Origin of the sequence: Arthrobacter sp. NPDC056691 (assembly GCF_042791415.1) — a bacterium.
Lineage (GTDB): Bacteria > Actinomycetota > Actinomycetes > Actinomycetales > Micrococcaceae > Arthrobacter.
Genome location: NZ_JBHTXX010000007.1, coordinates 166289 through 184365 on the forward strand (window position 1 = coordinate 166289; position 18077 = coordinate 184365).

The 18077-nt window shown below is 66.2% G+C and carries 16 protein-coding genes; 13 read left to right on the top strand and 3 right to left on the bottom strand.

Translation table 11 applies throughout. The features are described from left to right. Positions 1-8: 8 nt before the first annotated feature. The 13 genes from uvrA (at position 9) to ACFRAU_RS08730 (ending at position 14787) form a co-directional block, all read left to right on the top strand. The gene (uvrA, locus tag ACFRAU_RS08670) at positions 9-2933 is read left to right on the top strand and encodes an excinuclease ABC subunit UvrA (RefSeq protein WP_377999571.1); all 2925 of its coding nucleotides are present in this window, start codon (positions 9-11) and stop codon (positions 2931-2933) included. A 277-nt stretch (positions 2934-3210) separates the two neighbouring features. Beyond that, on the top strand, positions 3211-3927 hold the full coding sequence (locus ACFRAU_RS08675; protein ID WP_377999572.1) for an HAD hydrolase-like protein: 717 nt from the start codon (positions 3211-3213) through the stop codon (positions 3925-3927). Beyond that, complete coding sequence (locus ACFRAU_RS08680; RefSeq protein WP_377996033.1) at positions 3914-4582, top strand: lysophospholipid acyltransferase family protein; 669 nt, start codon at positions 3914-3916, stop codon at positions 4580-4582. Before ACFRAU_RS08675 ends, ACFRAU_RS08680 begins: the two co-directional genes overlap by 14 nt. 84 nt (positions 4583-4666) lie before the next feature. Beyond that, positions 4667-6718, top strand: a complete 2052-nt coding sequence (gene uvrC / locus ACFRAU_RS08685) for an excinuclease ABC subunit UvrC (RefSeq protein WP_377999573.1) — start codon at positions 4667-4669, stop codon at positions 6716-6718. A 122-nt stretch (positions 6719-6840) separates the two neighbouring features. Beyond that, positions 6841-7764: an RNase adapter RapZ gene (rapZ, locus tag ACFRAU_RS08690; RefSeq protein ID WP_111902628.1), complete on the top strand. Its 924-nt coding sequence runs from the start codon at positions 6841-6843 to the stop codon at positions 7762-7764. After that, positions 7764-8777 (top strand): uridine diphosphate-N-acetylglucosamine-binding protein YvcK, encoded by a 1014-nt coding sequence (yvcK, locus tag ACFRAU_RS08695; protein WP_377996036.1) that lies wholly within the window; start codon positions 7764-7766, stop codon positions 8775-8777. Before rapZ ends, yvcK begins: the two co-directional genes overlap by 1 nt. 10 nt (positions 8778-8787) lie before the next feature. Beyond that, positions 8788-9768: a DNA-binding protein WhiA gene (gene whiA / locus ACFRAU_RS08700; protein ID WP_377996037.1), complete on the top strand. Its 981-nt coding sequence runs from the start codon at positions 8788-8790 to the stop codon at positions 9766-9768. Positions 9769-9901: 133 nt separating this feature from the next. Continuing rightward, the gene (locus tag ACFRAU_RS08705) at positions 9902-10525 is read left to right on the top strand and encodes a superoxide dismutase (protein ID WP_377996038.1); all 624 of its coding nucleotides are present in this window, start codon (positions 9902-9904) and stop codon (positions 10523-10525) included. A gap of 262 nt (positions 10526-10787) precedes the next feature. Next, complete coding sequence (gap, locus tag ACFRAU_RS08710) at positions 10788-11798, top strand: type I glyceraldehyde-3-phosphate dehydrogenase (RefSeq protein WP_377996039.1); 1011 nt, start codon at positions 10788-10790, stop codon at positions 11796-11798. A gap of 10 nt (positions 11799-11808) precedes the next feature. Further along, complete coding sequence (locus tag ACFRAU_RS08715; protein ID WP_377999574.1) at positions 11809-13035, top strand: phosphoglycerate kinase; 1227 nt, start codon at positions 11809-11811, stop codon at positions 13033-13035. A 96-nt stretch (positions 13036-13131) separates the two neighbouring features. Then, the gene (gene tpiA, locus ACFRAU_RS08720) at positions 13132-13947 is read left to right on the top strand and encodes a triose-phosphate isomerase (RefSeq protein ID WP_377999575.1); all 816 of its coding nucleotides are present in this window, start codon (positions 13132-13134) and stop codon (positions 13945-13947) included. 49 nt (positions 13948-13996) lie between these two features. After that, positions 13997-14254, top strand: coding sequence for a preprotein translocase subunit SecG (gene secG, locus ACFRAU_RS08725; RefSeq protein WP_306923517.1), 258 nt, complete (start codon positions 13997-13999; stop codon positions 14252-14254). Positions 14255-14409: 155 nt separating this feature from the next. Beyond that, on the top strand, positions 14410-14787 hold the full coding sequence (locus ACFRAU_RS08730) for an RNA polymerase-binding protein RbpA (RefSeq protein WP_377999576.1): 378 nt from the start codon (positions 14410-14412) through the stop codon (positions 14785-14787). Here the strand turns inward: ACFRAU_RS08730 and pgl are convergent. Genes pgl through zwf form a run of 3 tightly spaced genes read right to left on the bottom strand, consistent with a single transcriptional unit; the run spans position 14758 to position 18063 of the window. Continuing rightward, positions 14758-15576: a 6-phosphogluconolactonase gene (gene pgl / locus ACFRAU_RS08735; RefSeq protein ID WP_377996043.1), complete on the bottom strand. Its 819-nt coding sequence runs from the start codon at positions 15574-15576 to the stop codon at positions 14758-14760. The two genes, ACFRAU_RS08730 and pgl, sit on opposite strands and share 30 nt — an antisense overlap. Next, positions 15566-16507 carry a glucose-6-phosphate dehydrogenase assembly protein OpcA gene (locus ACFRAU_RS08740; RefSeq protein ID WP_377999577.1) on the bottom strand — a complete coding sequence of 314 codons (942 nt, stop codon included), beginning with the start codon at positions 16505-16507 and terminating at the stop codon, positions 15566-15568. Before ACFRAU_RS08740 ends, pgl begins: the two co-directional genes overlap by 11 nt. Beyond that, complete coding sequence (gene zwf / locus ACFRAU_RS08745; RefSeq protein WP_377996045.1) at positions 16504-18063, bottom strand: glucose-6-phosphate dehydrogenase; 1560 nt, start codon at positions 18061-18063, stop codon at positions 16504-16506. Before zwf ends, ACFRAU_RS08740 begins: the two co-directional genes overlap by 4 nt. Positions 18064-18077: the final 14 nt, after the last annotated feature.

The window sequence follows — 18077 nt, forward strand, 5'->3', positions numbered from 1 at the left end:
ATTAGTGGGTGCCTAAAGCCGTAGCTGAAGAAACCGCTGTTGCCCCCTCCGCCGTCGTCCCCCTGAGCCCCGCCAAACCGGCGCGCCCGGACCTTTCCCGGCTGGTGGTCAAGGGCGCCCGCGAGCACAACCTCCGCAACGTCGACCTCGACCTGCCGCGCGACGCCATGATCGTCTTCACGGGCCTGTCCGGCTCCGGAAAGTCGTCCCTCGCCTTCGACACCATCTTCGCCGAGGGCCAGCGCCGCTACGTGGAATCGCTCTCCGCCTACGCCCGGCAGTTCCTGGGCCAGGTGGACAAGCCCGACGTCGACTTCATCGAGGGCCTGTCGCCGGCGGTCTCGATCGACCAGAAGTCCACCAGCAAGAACCCGCGCTCCACCGTGGGCACCATCACCGAGATTTACGACTACATGCGTCTCCTGTGGGCGCGCGTAGGCCGCCCGCACTGTCCCGTCTGCGGTGAACCCGTCATCAAGCAGACCCCGCAGCAGATCGTGGACCAGCTGCTCGAGCTGGAGGACGGCACCCGATTCCAGATCCTCGCTCCGGTGGTGCGCGGCCGCAAGGGTGAATTTGTCGACCTTTTCAAGGAGCTGACGGCCAAGGGCTATTCCCGCGCCCGCGTCGACGGCGACCTCATCCAGCTGAGCGATCCGCCCAAGCTGGGCAAGCAGTTCAAGCACACCATCGAGGTGGTGGTGGACCGGCTCGTGGTCAAGGAAGGCATCCGCCAGCGGTTGACCGACTCCATCGAAACGGCTCTTGTCCTCGCCGAGGGACGCGTCCTGGCCGACTTCGTCGACCTTGAGGCCGACGATCCCCTCCGCACGCGTGCCTTCTCGGAAAACCTGGCGTGCCCCAACGAGCACCCGCTGGCCATCGATGAGATCGAGCCCAGGTCCTTCTCGTTCAACAACCCCTTCGGTGCCTGCTCGGCCTGCAGCGGCATCGGGACCCGGCTGGAAGTCGACGAGGACCTGATCATCCCCAACCCGGAGCTGGCGCTGGAGGACGGGGCCATTGCGCCGTGGTCCCTGGGCACGGCAACCACCGAGTACTGGAACCGGCTGCTCGGCGGGCTCGCCAAGGAGCTCGGGTTCTCCATGACCACGCCGTGGCAGGACCTTTCCTCCGACGTCCGTCAGACTGTCCTGCACGGCAAGGACCACAAGGTCGTGGTGCAGTACCGCAACCGTTTCGGCCGGGAGCGCAAGTACAGCACGGGTTTCGAGGGCGTGGTGCAGTACGTGCACCGCAAGCACACCGAAACCGAGTCCGACTACGCCAGGGACCGCTATGAGGAGTACATGCGGCAGATCCCCTGCCCCGCCTGCGACGGCGCCCGGCTGAACCCGGCGTCGCTTTCGGTTCTCATCAACGGCAAGTCCATTGCCGACGTCGCTCGGCTCCCCATGCGTGAATGCGCAGCATTCCTGGACAACCTCGTGCTGACCGGCCGTGAGGCGCAAATCGCCCACCAGGTCCTCAAGGAGATCCAGGCCCGCCTGACCTTCCTGCTGGACGTGGGCCTTGAGTACCTGAACCTGGAGCGCCCCTCCGGCACCCTGTCCGGCGGCGAAGCCCAGCGCATCAGGCTTGCCACCCAGATCGGTTCCGGCCTCGTGGGCGTCCTCTACGTCCTGGACGAGCCCTCCATCGGGCTGCACCAGCGGGACAACCGGCGCCTGATCGAGACTCTGACCCGGCTGCGGGACCTGGGCAACACCCTCATCGTGGTCGAACACGATGAGGACACCATCCATGAAGCGGACTGGATCGTGGACATCGGCCCGGGAGCCGGCGAGCACGGCGGACAGGTGGTCCATTCCGGGTCCTACAAGGAACTCCTGGCGAACACGAAGTCCCTCACCGGCGACTACCTCTCCGGCAGGAAGAGCATCGACGTCCCCAAGAAGCGCCGCAAGTACGACAAGAAGCGCGAGCTGAAGGTGGTTGGCGCCCGCGAGAACAACCTCGTCAACGTAGATGCCGCGTTCCCGCTGGGCCTGTTCACCGCGGTGACCGGTGTCAGCGGCTCCGGCAAATCCACGCTGGTGAACGAAATCCTGTACAAGGTGCTGGCCAACAAGCTCAACGGCGCCAAGCAGGTGGCGGGGCGCCACCGCACAGTCCAGGGCCTCGAGCACCTGGACAAGGTGGTGCACGTGGACCAGAGCCCGATCGGCCGCACGCCGCGCTCCAACCCCGCGACCTATACCGGCGTGTTCGACCACATCCGGAAGCTCTTCGCCGAGACCACCGAGGCCAAGGTCCGCGGCTACCTGCCCGGACGGTTCTCGTTCAACGTCAAGGGCGGGCGCTGCGAAGCCTGCTCCGGTGACGGCACACTGAAGATCGAGATGAACTTCCTGCCGGACGTCTATGTGCCGTGCGAGGTCTGCCACGGTGCGCGCTACAACCGCGAGACCCTTGAGGTGCACTACAAGGGCAAGACCATCGCCGACGTGCTGAACATGCCCATCGAGGAGGGCGCCGAGTTCTTCGCCGCTTTCTCCCCGATTGCGCGCCACCTCAAGACTCTCGTGGATGTCGGCCTCGGCTACGTCCGGCTCGGGCAGCCCGCCACCACGCTGTCCGGCGGTGAGGCGCAGCGCGTGAAGCTCGCGGCCGAACTTCAGAAGCGGTCCAACGGGCGCAGCGTCTACGTCCTGGACGAGCCCACCACCGGACTTCACTTCGAGGACATCAGGAAGCTGCTCATGGTGCTGCAGGGCCTGGTGGAGAAGGGCAACACGGTCATCACCATCGAACACAACCTCGACGTCATCAAGAGCGCCGACTGGATCGTGGACCTCGGCCCGGACGGCGGCTCCGGCGGCGGCCGGATCATCGCCACAGGCACCCCCGAGCAGGTCTCCAAGTCCTCGGAAAGCTACACCGCGAAGTTCCTGGCCGAAATCCTCGGCTAGGGGCGCCCGGCCACCACGCCACGGCCCACAACGCGGAACCCAACACGACGACCCAACACGACGACCCAACACGAGGACCCACAGCGCCACGGCGGCCCGCCAGATTAACTGGCGGGCCGCCGTCGTCCTCCGCCAGTTTGGAGTTTTTGTCCAGATATTGGCCGCTAAATGCCTCGGAAGTCGCGATACGTGGACAAAAACTCCTCCATACGGGCAGAAGTATTCCTCGGACGGCATACGAGTTTGAGCAGGCGTGCCATCGTGAGAAACTAAGCCGGTGACTTCAACAACAGTGCCCGTGATCTTCGACCTGGACGGCACTCTTGTCGATCCGGCCGGCGGGATAACAGACGGAATTGCCGCGGCCCTCACGGAACATGGCCTTGCTGTCCCCAGCCAGGACCTTCTAGAAGCGATGGTGGGTCCCAAGCTGAGCGACTCCCTGCTGAACGTCGCCGCTGTACCGCCGGCCATGCTCAGGGCGGTCATCCGGACCTACCGGATGCATTACCTGGACGTTGGCATTTCCCAGAGCCGCCTGTACCCGGGCATCGTCGACCTGTTGGACGCCTACGTAGAGGCTGGGCGGCCCGTAGCGGTGGCAACACAGAAGCCAGAAGGCCTTGCCCAACTGGTGCTTCAGCACCACAAGATCGCCGGACGGTTCCGCGCTATCAGGGGATCAGCCGCGGACGAGACCGCGGCTGCGGCGGGCCCGGTCGGCAAGACCGGGATCATTGCCGCTGCCATGACCGACCTCCGCACGCAGCACGCGGTGATGGTGGGCGACCGCGCGCAGGATGTGGCCGGGGCATTGGCCAACGGACTCGACTGCGTCGGCGTCAGCTGGGGTTTTGCGCCCGACGGCGAACTGGAGGCAGCGGGAGCTGTGGCCGTCGTGCACGATACCGCCGGCCTGCGCGCCAAGGTCGAGGAGCTGGAGAACGTCCGTGCCGCAGCCCTGAGCGAGGTGCGTAACGATGGAGCTGTTTGACGGCGTCCGCTGGACCACGCGGACCCTCATCTCCGGCAGTTGCCGGCCAACAGTCATTGGGCTGGAGAACGTGCCCAAGAGCGGGCCGTTCATTGTGGCGCCCAACCACCTCTCCTTTCTGGACAGCGTGATTGTCCAGGCGCTCATGCCCCGTCCTGTGGCGTTCTTCGCCAAGGCGGAATACTTCACCACCAAGGGCTTCAAGGGGCGCGTGATGAAGTCCTTCTTCACGGCCGTCGGCTCCATTCCGGTCGAGCGCGGTGAGCAGGCCGCGAGCGTGCAGGCCCTCAAGACGCTCCTGGATATCCTCGAAGACGGCAGGGGCATTGGCATCTACCCCGAGGGAACGCGGTCCCGTGACGGAATCCTGTACCGCGGCCGGACCGGCGTCGGCTGGCTGGCCCTCACCACCGGCGCACCGGTGATCCCGGTGGGACTGATCGGCACAGAGAAGCTGCAGCCCGCCGGCCGCAACGCCGTTAAGCCCCAGCACTTCACCATGAAGGTGGGGGAGCCGATCTACTTCGACAAGACCGGGCCGGACCATTCGCTTCCCGCGCGCCGCCAGGTAACCGACCGGATCATGGACGCCATCGCCGAGCTCAGCGGCCAGGAGCGCTCCACCAGCTACAACCAGAGCAAGGTCATCGAGTAGGCCGGTTGTTCTCGCGGCGGCCCGGCCGGTCCCTCAGGAAGCCAAACGGCAATCCGCAGCCCCTCAGCTCAGTAGACTGGAAACGTGGCAGATCCATCGAGTTATAGACCCCAGACGGGTGAGATTCCGACCAATCCGGGCGTTTACAGGTTCAGGGATCCCCATGGGCGGGTCATCTATGTCGGCAAGGCCAAGAACCTCCGGTCGCGCCTGAACTCGTATTTCGCGAACCCGGCAGGACTGCTGCCCAAGACCCACGCCATGGTGTATGCGGCCAGCAGCGTCGAGTGGACTGTTGTGGGCAGCGAGCTGGAATCCCTCCAGCTGGAATACACCTGGATCAAGGAATTCAAGCCGCGGTTCAACGTGGTTTTCCGCGACGACAAGACCTATCCGTACCTCGCCGTCACCATGGGCGAGAAACTGCCCCGCGTGCAGGTCATGCGCGGCGAGCGGCGGAAAGGCACCCGGTACTTCGGCCCCTACACGGCCGGTGCCATCCGGGAAACCATGGACACCCTGCTGCGGGTCTTTCCCGTGCGGAGCTGCAGCGCGGGCGTCCTGAAGCGTGCCCAGGCCAGCGGCCGGCCCTGCCTGCTGGGCTACATCGACAAATGCTCGGCCCCCTGCGTCGGCCGCGTCACGCCCGAGGAACACCGCGCCTTGGCCGAGGACTTCTGCGCGTTCATGGGAGGCGAGGCCAAGCGGTTCATCTCGCGGCTCGAAAAGGAGATGGGTGCCGCCGTCGCCGTCCTGGACTATGAACGCGCTGCGCGGCTGCGCGACGACATCACCGCCCTTCGCAAGGTCTTCGAGCGCAACGCCGTGGTGCTCGCCGAAGACACCGACGCCGACGTTTTCGCCCTGCACGAGGACGAACTCGAAGCGGCCGTCCAGGTGTTCCACGTCCGGGGCGGACGGGTCCGCGGCCAGCGCGGCTGGGTAGTCGAAAAGGTGGAGGACTTCACCACCCCCGACCTCGTCGAACACCTCCTCCAGCAGGTCTACGGCGAGGACGCCGAGGTCCAGGGCCGGCTTCCGCGCGAGGTCCTGGTGCCTGTCGAGCCGAGCAACGTGGAGGACCTGGCCGAGTGGCTCGGCGGCATCCGCGGGGCCAAAGTGGACATCCGGGTTCCGCAGCGCGGCGACAAGGCCGCCCTCATGTCCACGGTCCGCGAGAACGCCGAGCACGCGCTCCGGCTCCACAAGACCCGGCGGGCCGGCGACCTGACCGTCCGGTCGCAGGCGCTGCAGGAACTCCAGGAGGCGCTGGAACTCCCCGTGCCGCTGCTGCGCATTGAATGCTACGACGTCTCCCACGTCCAGGGCACCAACGTGGTGGCCTCGATGGTGGTGGTGGAGGACGGCCTCCCCAAGAAGTCGGACTACCGGAAGTTCTCCATCACCGGGGCGGCGGCCACGGACGACACCGCTGCGATGCACGACGTCCTGACGCGGCGCTTCCGGCACTACCTCGTGGACAAGACGGCCCAGGTCGAAGCCGCCGAACTGGTCGCGACGCCGGCCTCCAACGGTACCGCCGGCGCGAACGGTGCTATCCCTGCAGACGCAGCGTTGGCAGAGGCCGCGCTGTCCGACACCACCACGCCGGCGCCGCGCACGAAATTCGCCTACCCGCCCAACCTCGTGGTGGTGGACGGCGGCCAGCCCCAGGTCAACGCGGCCGCCAGGGCCCTCGAATCACTGGGCGTCGACGACGTCTACGTTGTTGGGCTCGCCAAGCGCCTCGAGGAGGTCTGGCTGCCGGACAGCGACTTCCCGGTCATCCTTCCCCGCTCCTCGCAGGGCCTCTACATGCTGCAGCGTATCCGCGACGAGGCCCACCGGTTCGCCATCTCGTTCCACCGGCAAAAGCGCGGCAAGGCGATGACCGTCTCGGTCCTCGACGGCGTGCCCGGGCTGGGCGATTCCAAGCGGAAGGCCCTGCTCGCCCACTTTGGTTCCCTCAAGAAGATCAAGGCGGCATCGGCGGAGGAACTGACAGCCGCCAAGGGGGTCGGGCCGGCTCTGGCCGCTGCCATCGTGACGCACTTCAGCCCGGGCGGAGCCGGCGGCGACTCGGGCGACTCCGTTCCGGCGATCAACATGACCACCGGGGAAGTGCTGGAAACTTAGCCCGGGCCCGGAAACTTGGTTAGGGTAAGTACGGGAAATCGGCGTGTGCCGCAAACACTAGCAAACGGCTACCGCGCAGCAACCGCGCGCGGGAGGCCACAGCAGGAATGAGGCTGGAATCAATGGCAGAGTCGACGGCGGAGTCCAGCACGGAAGAGGACGGCCTGACACCGGTCAAGCCCGCCGAAGCGGAACTGCTCATCGTGACCGGAATGTCCGGCGCAGGCCGCAGCACCGCCTCCGATGCGCTGGAGGACCACGGCTGGTACGTCGTCGAGAACCTTCCGCCGCAGATGCTCGGGACGCTGGCCGAACTCGTGTCCCACGCCCCCCAGTCCATCCCCAAGCTTGCCGTGGTGATGGACGTGCGCAGCAAGGCGCTGTTCGCGGACATCCGCGCGGCACTGCGGGCCCTCGAAGTCAGCGGCGTCACCTTCCGGGTACTGTTCCTTGACGCCAGCGACGACGTCCTGGTCCGCCGCTTCGAGCAGGGCCGGCGCCCGCACCCGCTGCAGGGCGGCGGCAGGATCCTCGACGGCATCGCCGCGGAACGTGAACTCCTCAAGGAGCTGCGCGACTCCTCCGACCTTGTCCTGGACACCTCGTCCCTCAACGTGCACGGGCTCGCCACTGCGATCACCGAGCTGTTCACCGAAACCGGACCCATCGCGATCCGCCTGAACATCATGAGCTTTGGCTTCAAGTACGGCCTGCCCGTGGACGCCAACTACGTGGCCGACGTCAGGTTCATCCCGAACCCGCACTGGGTGCCCGCGCTCCGGCCGCACACCGGCCTGGACCAGGACGTCAGCGAGTACGTCCTTGGAGCCGAAGGCGTGCCGAACTTCGTGGAACGCTACGTCCTCGCCCTCGAGCCTGTCCTGGAGGGCTACCGCCGGGAAAACAAGCACTACGCCACCATTGCCGTCGGATGCACGGGCGGAAAGCACCGCTCGGTGGCGGTCGCCATGGAGCTGTCCAAACGGCTCGCGCAGTATCCGCGGGTTACCGTGACCACGACGCACCGGGACCTGGGCCGCGAGTAATGGGCGTTCTTACCGGCCCGTTGCCCCTGATTCCGCCGGCCGGCCTGACCGGTTCCCAACAGGCCAAGGGGCCCACCGTCGTCGCGCTCGGCGGCGGCCATGGCCTTTCGGCCTCCCTCTCGGCGCTGCGGCTGCTTACGTCCGAACTGACAGCGGTGGTCACCGTGGCGGACGACGGCGGGTCTTCCGGCCGTCTCCGGGAGGAGTACGGCGTCCTTCCGCCCGGTGATCTCCGGATGGCGCTGTCCGCCCTGTGCGACGACACTGACTGGGGCCGCACCTGGCGCGACGTCATGCAGCACCGGTTCCGGTCCGCCCGCGGCGGCGCCTCGCTGGATGAACACGCCATGGGCAACCTGCTGATCGTCACCCTCTGGGAACTGCTCGGGGACGCGGTGGCCGGCCTGAAATGGGCGGGCGCCTTGCTCGGTGCCCGCGGACAGGTGCTGCCCATGTCCACCGTTCCGCTCACCATCGAGGGCGACGTACGCGTGACGGCCCCGGACGGCAGCAGCACGGTCACCACCATCACCGGTCAGGCACGCTGTGCGGTGGCGGGCTCGCTGGAGAGCGTCCGTCTGCTTCCCGAGCAGGCTCCGGCCTGTGTTGAGGCCCTGACCGCCGTCGAGCTTGCTGACTGGGTGGTGCTGGGTCCCGGTTCCTGGTACACGTCCGTGCTCCCGCATCTGCTGCTGCCGGAAATGCGGCAGGCGCTCTGCGATACGCCTGCCAAGCGCTGCCTCACCATGAACCTGGCCATGGACACCAAGGAAACGTCCGGCATGTCCGCCGCCGACCACCTTCATGTCCTGCGCGACTACGCCCCGGAGTTCAGTGCCGACGTGGTGCTCGCGGACCCGGCTTCGGTTTCGGACCTGGCCGAGTTTGAGCGGGCAGCGGGGATGATCGGCGCCGAGGTTGTCTTGGGTAGAGTAGGGGCTTCGGGCCGGCGACCGGTCCATGACCCCTTGCGGCTGGCTACGGCCTACCAGGATATTTTCGGGAACAGTTAGGAAAGGTGCCATGGCACTGACAGCATCAGTCAAGGAAGAACTCTCCCGCCTGGACATTAAGAAATCATCAGTCCGCAAGGCTGAGGTCTCGGCCATGCTCCGCTTCGCCGGGGGACTGCACATCATCTCGGGCCGGATCGTCATCGAGGCCGAGGTGGACCTTGCCTCCACCGCCCGGCGCCTGCGCGCCGCAATCGCCGAGGTCTACGGACACCAGAGCGAGATCATCGTGGTCTCCGGCAGCGGCCTGCGCCGCGGCAGCCGTTACGTGGTCCGCGTTGTCCGTGACGGCGAGGCGCTGGCCCGGCAGACCGGCCTCCTTGACGGCCGGGGACGGCCCGTACGCGGGCTGCCGTCCGCCGTCGTCAACGGTTCAGCCGCCGACGCCGAAGCCGTGTGGCGGGGCGCCTTCCTGGCGCACGGTTCCCTCACCGAACCCGGCCGGTCCTCCTCCATGGAGGTCACCTGCCCCGGCCCGGAATCGGCCCTCGCACTCGTTGGCGCGGCGCGCCGGCTGGGGATCCAGGCCAAGGCACGGGAAGTCAGGGGAGTGGACCGCGTGGTAATCCGCGACGGCGATACCATCGCGGCGCTGCTCACCCGGATGGGCGCCCATGACGCGCTGATGGTCTGGGAAGAGCGGCGCATGCGCAAGGAAGTCCGGGCGACGGCGAACCGGCTCGCCAACTTTGACGACGCCAACCTCCGCCGTTCCGCGCAGGCCGCCGTGGCGGCCGGCGCCCGGGTGGACCGGGCCCTGGAAATCCTCGGCGACGACGTCCCTGACCACCTCAAGTACGCCGGTGAACTCCGCGTCGCCCACAAGCAGGCCAGCCTCGACGAACTTGGCCGGCTCGCCGATCCGCCCATGACGAAGGACGCCATCGCCGGGCGCATCCGCCGGCTGCTGGCCATGGCGGACAAACGCGCCTCGGATCTTGGCATCCCGGGTACGGATGCCAATGTGACGCCGGAAATGCTGGACGAGTAAACGGCGCCCATAGAATCAAGACCAGATGGCGGCTGTTGCCGCCATCGGAGTTTTCCGGATGACCCGTCGTCCGGGATGCACAATCCGAGAGTTAGCACAACCGGACAAACTGTCCACGACATTGGAGGATTTTGTGACCGAGTACGTTCTGCCCGAACTCAGCTACGACTACGCAGCGCTCGAGCCCCACATCTCTGCACGGATCATGGAGCTGCACCACAGCAAGCACCACGCCGCGTACGTAGCGGGTGCCAACAACGCGCTGGCCCAGCTGGCAGAGGCGCGCGATAAGGGCGACTTCGCCAACATCAACCGTCTTTCCAAGGACCTGGCCTTCCACACCGGCGGCCACATCAACCACTCCGTGTTCTGGAACAACCTCTCCCCGGACGGAGGCGACAAGCCTGAAGGTGAGCTCGCCGCCGCCATCGACGACGCCTTCGGCTCGTTCGATGCCTTCCGCGCCCAGTTCTCCGCAGCCGCCCTCGGCCTGCAGGGTTCGGGCTGGGGCTTCCTGGCCTACGAGCCCATCGGTGGCAACCTCGTCATCGAGCAGCTCTACGACCAGCAGGGCAACGTCGCGCTGGGCACCACCCCGCTGCTGATGCTGGACATGTGGGAGCACGCTTTCTACCTGGACTACGTCAACGTCAAGGCCGACTACGTCAAGGCGTTCTGGAACATCGTCAACTGGGCTGATGTGTCCGCCCGCTTCGCCGCGGCGCGCGCCAACGCAACGGGACTCATCACCCTCTAAGTGTGACCTGGCGTACACAAAGCAGTAACAAACTTCACATTCGGCGACTTTAGGGCCGAATTCTGGACGGTCTGCCCCCGCACTTGCGGGGGTAGACCTACTTAAACGTAAGATGGATCACGGAAGGCGGTTAGCCTTCAGCAATGAGGCTGGTCGCCCTCCGATCTGAAAAATATCTCTGCCCAATGGCGTGCGGGATCTGTTAGTTGGCTTGAACGCCCGCTTACTAGTTGTGCTTCCAAGGCACAAAGGAGACTAAAAAGTGACCACCCGTATTGGTATCAACGGCTTCGGCCGCATCGGCCGCAACTACTTCCGCGCTGCACTTGCTCAGGGTGCGGACCTTGAGATCGTTGCCGTCAACGACCTCACCAGCCCCGAGGCGCTGGCCCACCTGCTCAAGTACGACTCCGTCGGTGGGCGCCTGGCCGAGACCATCGAGGTCAAGGAAGGCAACCTCGTCGTCAACGGCAACGCCATCAAGGTCCTGGCCGAGCGCGACCCCGCGAACCTCCCTTGGAAGGACCTGGGCGTTGACATCGTCATCGAGTCCACCGGTTTCTTCACCAAGGCAGCTGCTGCGAAGAAGCACATCGAAGCCGGCGCCAAGAAGGTCCTGATCTCCGCCCCCGCCTCGGACGAGGACATCACCATCGTCATGGGCGTCAATGACGGCCTGTACGATCCCGAGAACCACCACATCATCTCCAACGCTTCCTGCACCACCAACTGCCTCGGCCCGCTGGCCAAGGTGGTTAACGAGGCGTTCGGCATCGAGCGCGGCCTGATGACCACGGTCCACGCGTACACCGCAGACCAGAACCTGCAGGATGGCCCGCACAACGACCTCCGCCGCGCCCGTGCCGCCGCCATCAACATGGTCCCCACCTCCACGGGTGCAGCCAAGGCCATCGGCCTGGTCCTGCCGGAGCTCAAGGGCAAGCTGGACGGCTACGCCATCCGCGTTCCGGTCCCCACCGGCTCCGCCACCGACCTCACCGTCACGGTCTCCCGCGAGACCACCGTCGAGGAAGTCAACGCCACGCTCAAGAAGGCCGCAGAGTCCGACGAGTGGCAGGGCATCCTGACCTACACCGACGCCCCGATCGTCTCCTCGGACATCGTCGGCGACCCCGCCTCGTCCATCTTTGACTCCGGTTTGACCAAGGTCATTGGCAACCAGGTCAAGGTTGTTTCGTGGTATGACAACGAATGGGGCTACTCCAACCGCCTCGTGGACCTCACGGAGCTTGTTGCCGCGAAGCTGGGCTAGGGTTAGCTACATGACATCTCACACCCTCAACGAACTGATCGCTGAAGGTGTCCGCGGGCGGTACATTCTGGTTCGAAGTGACCTGAATGTGCCGCTCGACGGCTCTACAGTGACTGACGACGGCCGCATCCGGGCCTCACTGCCAGTGCTGGGAAAGCTCACGGACGCCGGTGCCCGCGTGCTGGTAACAGCCCACCTCGGCCGCCCCAAGGGCGCCCCTGAAGACAAGTACTCGCTCAAGTCGGCGGTCGCCCGCCTGGCCGAGCTGGCTTCCTTCCCTGTCTCGCTCGCGGCGGACACGGTGGGACCCTCGGCCAAGGAGAAGGCAGCCGCGCTGCAGGACGGCCAGGTCCTGGTGCTCGAGAACGTGCGGTTCGACGCACGCGAGACCAGCAAGGACGCGGCCGAGCGGGGCACCTTCGCAGATGAGCTGGTGGGACTCACCGGTGACAACGGCGCCTTCGTGAACGACGCCTTCGGCGCCGTGCACCGCAAGCACGCCAGCGTTTACGACGTCGCCACCCGGCTCCCGTCGTACCTCGGTGACCTCGTGGGCACCGAGGTGGAAGTCCTCCGCAAGCTGACCGCAGACACGCAGCGTCCCTACGTTGTGGTGCTGGGCGGTTCGAAGGTTTCGGACAAGCTCGCGGTCATCGACAACCTGCTCGGCAAGGCAGACACCATCCTGGTGGGCGGCGGCATGCTGTTCACCTTCCTGGCAGCCGACGGCCACAAAGTGGCCGGCAGCCTGCTGGAAGAGGACCAGATCCCGGTCGTCCAGGACTACCTCAAGCGCGCAGCCGACGCCGGCACGGAATTCGTGATCCCCACGGACGTCGTGGTGGCCGCCAAGTTCGCCGCCGACGCCGACCATGAGACGGTCAGCGCCGACGCCATCGAAAGCAGCAGCTTCGGGGCGCAGGGTATCGGCCTGGACATCGGACCCGAGTCCGCCCGGGCGTTCGCCGAGCAGATCAAGGGCGCCAAGACGGTGTTCTGGAACGGTCCCATGGGCGTATTCGAGTTCGAAGCGTTCTCTGCAGGCACCCGGGCCATCGCCCAGGCGCTGACGGAGACGGACGCGTTCACGGTGGTCGGCGGCGGCGACTCCGCGGCTGCTGTCCGTACGCTCGGCTTCGCCGATCACCAGTTCGGCCACATTTCCACCGGCGGCGGCGCCAGCCTGGAATACCTTGAAGGCAAGGAACTTCCCGGCCTGAGCGTTCTGGACCGCTAGAGACACACCAGCCGGCAGGGCACCTTCCGCACCGCGAAAGGCGCCCTGCCGGCTGTTCACATGATCAGCAGATTGACCGGCACTATTGGAGAACACGTGACTACGTCAACCAACGGCACCTTTGACCGCACGCCTTTGATCGCAGGCAACTGGAAGATGAACATGGACCACGTCCAGGGCATCACCCTCCTGCAGAAGCTGGCTTGGACACTGTCCGACGCCAAGCACGACTACAGCCGTGTGGAAGCCGCTGTCTTCCCGCCCTTCACCGATCTCCGCGGCGTGCAGACCCTCGTCCAGGGCGACGAACTCGACATCGCCTACGGCGGCCAGGACCTGTCCCAGTTCGACTCCGGCGCCTATACCGGGGACATCTCCGGCCAGTTCCTGAACAAGCTCGGCTGCAAGTACGTCCTCGTGGGCCACAGCGAACGGCGGACCGTCCACGCCGAGTCGGACGAAGTCCTCAATGCCAAGGTCAAGGCGGCCTACCGCCACAACGTCGTCCCCGTCCTGTGCGTCGGGGAGGGCTTGGAGATCCGCCAGGCCGGCACCCACGTCCAGCACACGCTGGACCAGCTCCGCGCCGACGTCGAAGGCCTCACCGCCGACCAGGCGGCCGAGCTCGTCGTCGCCTACGAGCCCGTCTGGGCCATCGGCACGGGTGAGGTTGCGGGCCCGGAGGACGCCCAGGAAATGTGCGCCGCGATCCGTGCCGAACTGACCGAACTGTTCGACGCCGATGTGGCCGCCAAGACCCGCCTCCTGTACGGCGGTTCGGTCAAGGCCAGCAACGCTGCCGCCATCCTCAAGGAACGCGACGTCGACGGCGTGCTGGTGGGCGGTGCGAGCCTTGATCCCGCTGAGTTTGCTAATATTGTCAAGTTCGAGAGCCACCTCGTAACGGACTAGTCCGTTCATCCGGCAAGCTCCCGCATCCACCAACTTTGGAAAGGCCGTCGTGGACGTTCTTCATGTGATTCTGCAGATCCTGCTGGGCATTACCAGCCTTCTGCTGACCCTGCTCATCCTGCTCCACAAGGGGCGCGGCGGCGGCCTGTCGGACATGTTCGGCGGCGGAATGAGCTCCGGGCTGGCCTCCTCCGGTGTTGCTGAGCGCAACCTGAACAGGTTCACCATCATCCTCGGCGTCACCTGGGGCGTTGTGATCATCGCGCTCGGCCTGCTGATGCGTTTCACGGGCGTGGCTGACTCCTAGGGCTGACACAGCCGTCCTGCACCAAAAGCCCGGCCCGATCAGGATCCATTCCTGATTGGGCCGGGCTTTTCCCTGCCGTCAGGGGAGAGCACGCACTAAACTGTCGGTATCGGATCTAACGGCAGCGCCGCCATTAGTAGCGAGGGAGTTCTCCCATGGTGCATTCCTCTTCAGGATTCCGCGGCACCCGTGTGGGTGTCATTCAAGGGGCCGGATTGAAGAACCAGGGGGATGATCCTCTCGGGGAGCCCCTGCCGCGTATTTGTGTCTCCTATTGGTGCGCCATGGGACATGAGACGCGGCCTGTTTTTCTTCGGCTGCCGGACGACCAGATTCCGGACGCATGGGACTGCCGCCGCTGCGGCCGGCCGGCGTCGCGCAATCCCGGTCTGTACGTGCCCGGCGAAGCCCAGGAAGAGGGCTTCAAGACCCATCTGGAATACGTTAAAGAAAGACGCTCCAGCCAGGACGCCGAAGACGTTCTGGCCGGAGCGCTGCAGCGGCTAAGAGCCAGCCGGCGCTTTCCTGACTAGCTGTTCAGGGACACGCGAGGCTGCGTTCTCGTCGATCAGCCACAGCGTCCGGGACCGGCCCGCCGGACCGGCCGCAGGCACCTGCACGGGGTTGGCCCCGGCGAGGGCCAGGCCCACGGCACCCGCCTTGTCCTCGCCTGCCACCACCATCCACACCTCCGCGGAGGTGTTGATCGCCGGCAGGGTCAGGGAAATCCGCCCGGGCGGCGGCTTGGGGGAGTTGCGCACCCCCACCACCGTCAGCTGCTTCTCGCGGATGCCGCCCTGCTCCGGGAACAGGGACGCCACGTGAGCGTCGGGACCCACACCCAGCAGCACCACGTCGAAGCGGGGGAGCCGGCCGGGTTCTTCGGGACGGTCGTCCGAGGTATCCGCGGCGTGCTCGGCCGCTGCCGACTCACTGAGCCTGCGTGCGTAGTCCTCTGCAGCCTCTTCCGGAGTTTCAAAGTCATCCGTCGACCCGGGCACGTGGACGCGCGCGGGATCAACATCGATGTGCTTCAAAAGAGCTTCGTGGGCCTGAAGCGCATTGCGGTCGGGGTCCTGGGAGCCCAGAAAGCGTTCATCGCCCCACCAGAAGTTCACTTTGGCCCAGTCCACTGCGGGCGCGGCCGGCGAATCGGCCACAGCCTTCAGCGTTCCGATGCCCACCGTGCCTCCGGTAAGCACCACCGTCGCTTCACCGAATCGGTCCTGCACATCCACGAGTTTGGTGATCAGTCGGGCCGCGATGGCGGCCATCAGCACGGAAGAGTCAGGATGGATGCTTACTCTGGGCTCAGCGCTCACTGGGACGGACACTCCTTAGATTGGTACGTGGCAGTCCAATAGTAATCACTTCGCCGAATACTTCGTCGGGGTCCAGGCGCCGGAGTTCTTCGGCGAGGCAGTCGCGGAGGCTGCGCCGCGGGAGGGAGATTCGTTGCGCGGGCTGCCCGGGCTGGGTGAGCTCGGCGATGGAGAGTCCGGGGCGGAAGAGCTGCACGTCGCCGCTGGCGCGGGTGAGCCGGACGCGCCGGATGCCGGTGCCTGCGGGGTCCGCGACGATCGTGACCGGAGCGTCCAGGGACAGGGTCAGCCACGCCGCGAGCAGGATGGTGCTGGGCGAGTCCGAGGCGCCTTCCACCGCGACGGCGGTGACGGGCGAGGAGCCGGCCTGGTCCAGGACGGCGGCTAGCTGGATCCGCCAGTTGGTCAGCCGGGTCCAGGCGAGATCGGTGTCGCCGGCCTTGTAGGTGTTCCGGATGTTCTCCAGCGCCACCTGCGGCTCGGCCTCGTTCGCCGAGTCCGTGATGCGCCGGTGCGCGATCCGGCCGATCGAAGTCTCGCTGGCGTTCTTCGGTGCCCCGTGCGGCCACCAGGCCACGATCGGGGCGTCTGGCAGCAGCAGCGCGGCCACGAGGGATTCGCTTTCCTCGGCGAGTTCCCCGAAACCGCGGAGCACGATGACCTCGGAGGCGCCGGCGTCACCGCCGACCCGAATCTGCGCGTCGAGCCGGTTCGGCGCGGACGAGCCGGCGTCGGCGAGCACGATGATCCGGCAGGGGTGTTCGCGGCTGGCCTCATTGGCCGCCTCGATCGCCTCTTCCTCCAGCCCGGATTTGGTGACCACCACGAGCGTGAGGACACGGCCGAGGGCGATCACGCCGCCCTGCTCGCGCAGGGACTGGATCTTCTTGGAAACGTTGGAGGTGGTGGTGTTGGGGAGATCTACAATCATGGCCTTCTCCAGGTGCGTCCGTCACGGGCGAGCAGCTCGTCAGCGGAGGCCGGGCCCCAGCTGCCGGGCGCGTACGGCTCGGGCTGTTCGCCCAGGCCGGCCCAGTACTCTTCGAAGGGGTCCAGGATCTTCCAGGACAGCTCCACTTCCTCGTGCCGCGGGAACAGCGGCGGCTCGCCCAGGAGCACGTCCAGGATCAGCCGCTCATACGCTTCGGGGCTGGACTCGGTGAAGGAGTGCCCGTAACCGAAGTCCATGGTGACATCCCGGACTTCCATCTGGGTGCCGGGGACCTTGGAACCAAAGCGGATCGTGGCGCCCTCGTCGGGCTGGACCCGGATGACGACGGCGTTCTGGCCGAAGTCGTCATCGCCGTGGTCACGGAACAGCAGGTTCGGTGCGCGCTTGAACACCACCGCGATCTCGGTGACCCGCCGGCCCAGACGCTTGCCCGCGCGCAGGTAGAACGGCACGCCATTCCAGCGCCGGGTGTTGATGTCCACCCGGATCGCGGCGTAGGTTTCGGTGGTGGAGTCGGCCGGGATGCCCTCTTCTTCCAGGTACCCCTGGACCTGCTCCCCGCCCTGCCAGCCGCCGGCGAACTGCCCGCGGGCCGAATGCGTGGACAGGTCCTCCGGGAGCCGGACCGCGGCGAGGACCTTTTCCTTCTCCGCGCGCAGGTCATCGGCGTTGAAGGAGATCGGCTCCTCCATTGCCGTCAGTGCGAGGAGCTGCAGCAGGTGGTTCTGGATCACGTCGCGGGCAGCACCCACGCCGTCGTAATACCCGGCACGGCCGCCGGTGCCGATGTCCTCGGCCATGGTGATCTGCACATGGTCCACGTAGTTCGCGTTCCAGAGCGGCTCGAACAGCTGGTTCGCGAAACGCAGCGCCAGGATGTTCTGGACCGTCTCCTTGCCCAGGTAATGGTCGATCCGGAACACCGCGTCCTGCGGGAACACCGACTCCACGATGTCGTTCAGCTGCCGGGCCGACTCGAGGTCGTGCCCGAACGGCTTCTCGATCACCACGCGCCGCCACTTCTCGCCCTCGGCCTGCGCCAGCCCGTGCTTGGACAGCTGGCGGCAGACCTGCTCGAAGGCCTTCGGCGGGATCGAGAGGTAGAACGCGTGATTGCCGCGGGTGCCGCGGTTCTCGTCGAGTTCCTTGATTGTCTCGCCGAGCCGCTCAAACGCGGCGTCGTCGTCGAACGCGCCCTGCACGAACCGGATGCCCTCGGAGAGCTGGTTCCAGACCGCCTCATCAAAGGGGGTCCGTGCGTAGGACTTCACGGCGTCCTTCACCTCGGAGGCGAAGTCCTCGTTGTCCCAGTCCCGCCGGCCGAAACCGACCAGCGCGAAGCTGGGCGGCAGCAGGCCACGGTTGGCGAGGTCATACACGGCGGGCATGAGCTTCTTGCGGGCAAGGTCTCCGGTGACTCCGAAGAGCACAAGCGAGGACGGTCCGGCAATCCGGTTCAGCCGCCGGTCCCGCGGATCCCGCAAGGGGTTCCCGGACCGGCCCGCTGACCTTTTGCCGTTCAAAGTATCTGGCATGGTTGAATCGGTGC

Excerpts from the sequence above, each read along its gene's own strand:
- yvcK (WP_377996036.1), top strand. The coding sequence starts at position 7,764 with ATGGGCGTTCTTACCGGCCCGTTGCCCCTGATTCCGCCGGCCGGCCTG.
- zwf (WP_377996045.1), bottom strand. The coding sequence starts at position 18,063 with ATGCCAGATACTTTGAACGGCAAAAGGTCAGCGGGCCGGTCCGGGAAC.
- ACFRAU_RS08740 (WP_377999577.1), bottom strand. The coding sequence starts at position 16,507 with ATGATTGTAGATCTCCCCAACACCACCACCTCCAACGTTTCCAAGAAG.
- ACFRAU_RS08730 (WP_377999576.1), top strand. The coding sequence starts at position 14,410 with ATGGTGCATTCCTCTTCAGGATTCCGCGGCACCCGTGTGGGTGTCATT.
- ACFRAU_RS08680 (WP_377996033.1), top strand. The coding sequence starts at position 3,914 with ATGGAGCTGTTTGACGGCGTCCGCTGGACCACGCGGACCCTCATCTCC.
- ACFRAU_RS08715 (WP_377999574.1), top strand. The coding sequence starts at position 11,809 with ATGACATCTCACACCCTCAACGAACTGATCGCTGAAGGTGTCCGCGGG.
- rapZ (WP_111902628.1), top strand. The coding sequence starts at position 6,841 with ATGGCAGAGTCGACGGCGGAGTCCAGCACGGAAGAGGACGGCCTGACA.
- whiA (WP_377996037.1), top strand. The coding sequence starts at position 8,788 with ATGGCACTGACAGCATCAGTCAAGGAAGAACTCTCCCGCCTGGACATT.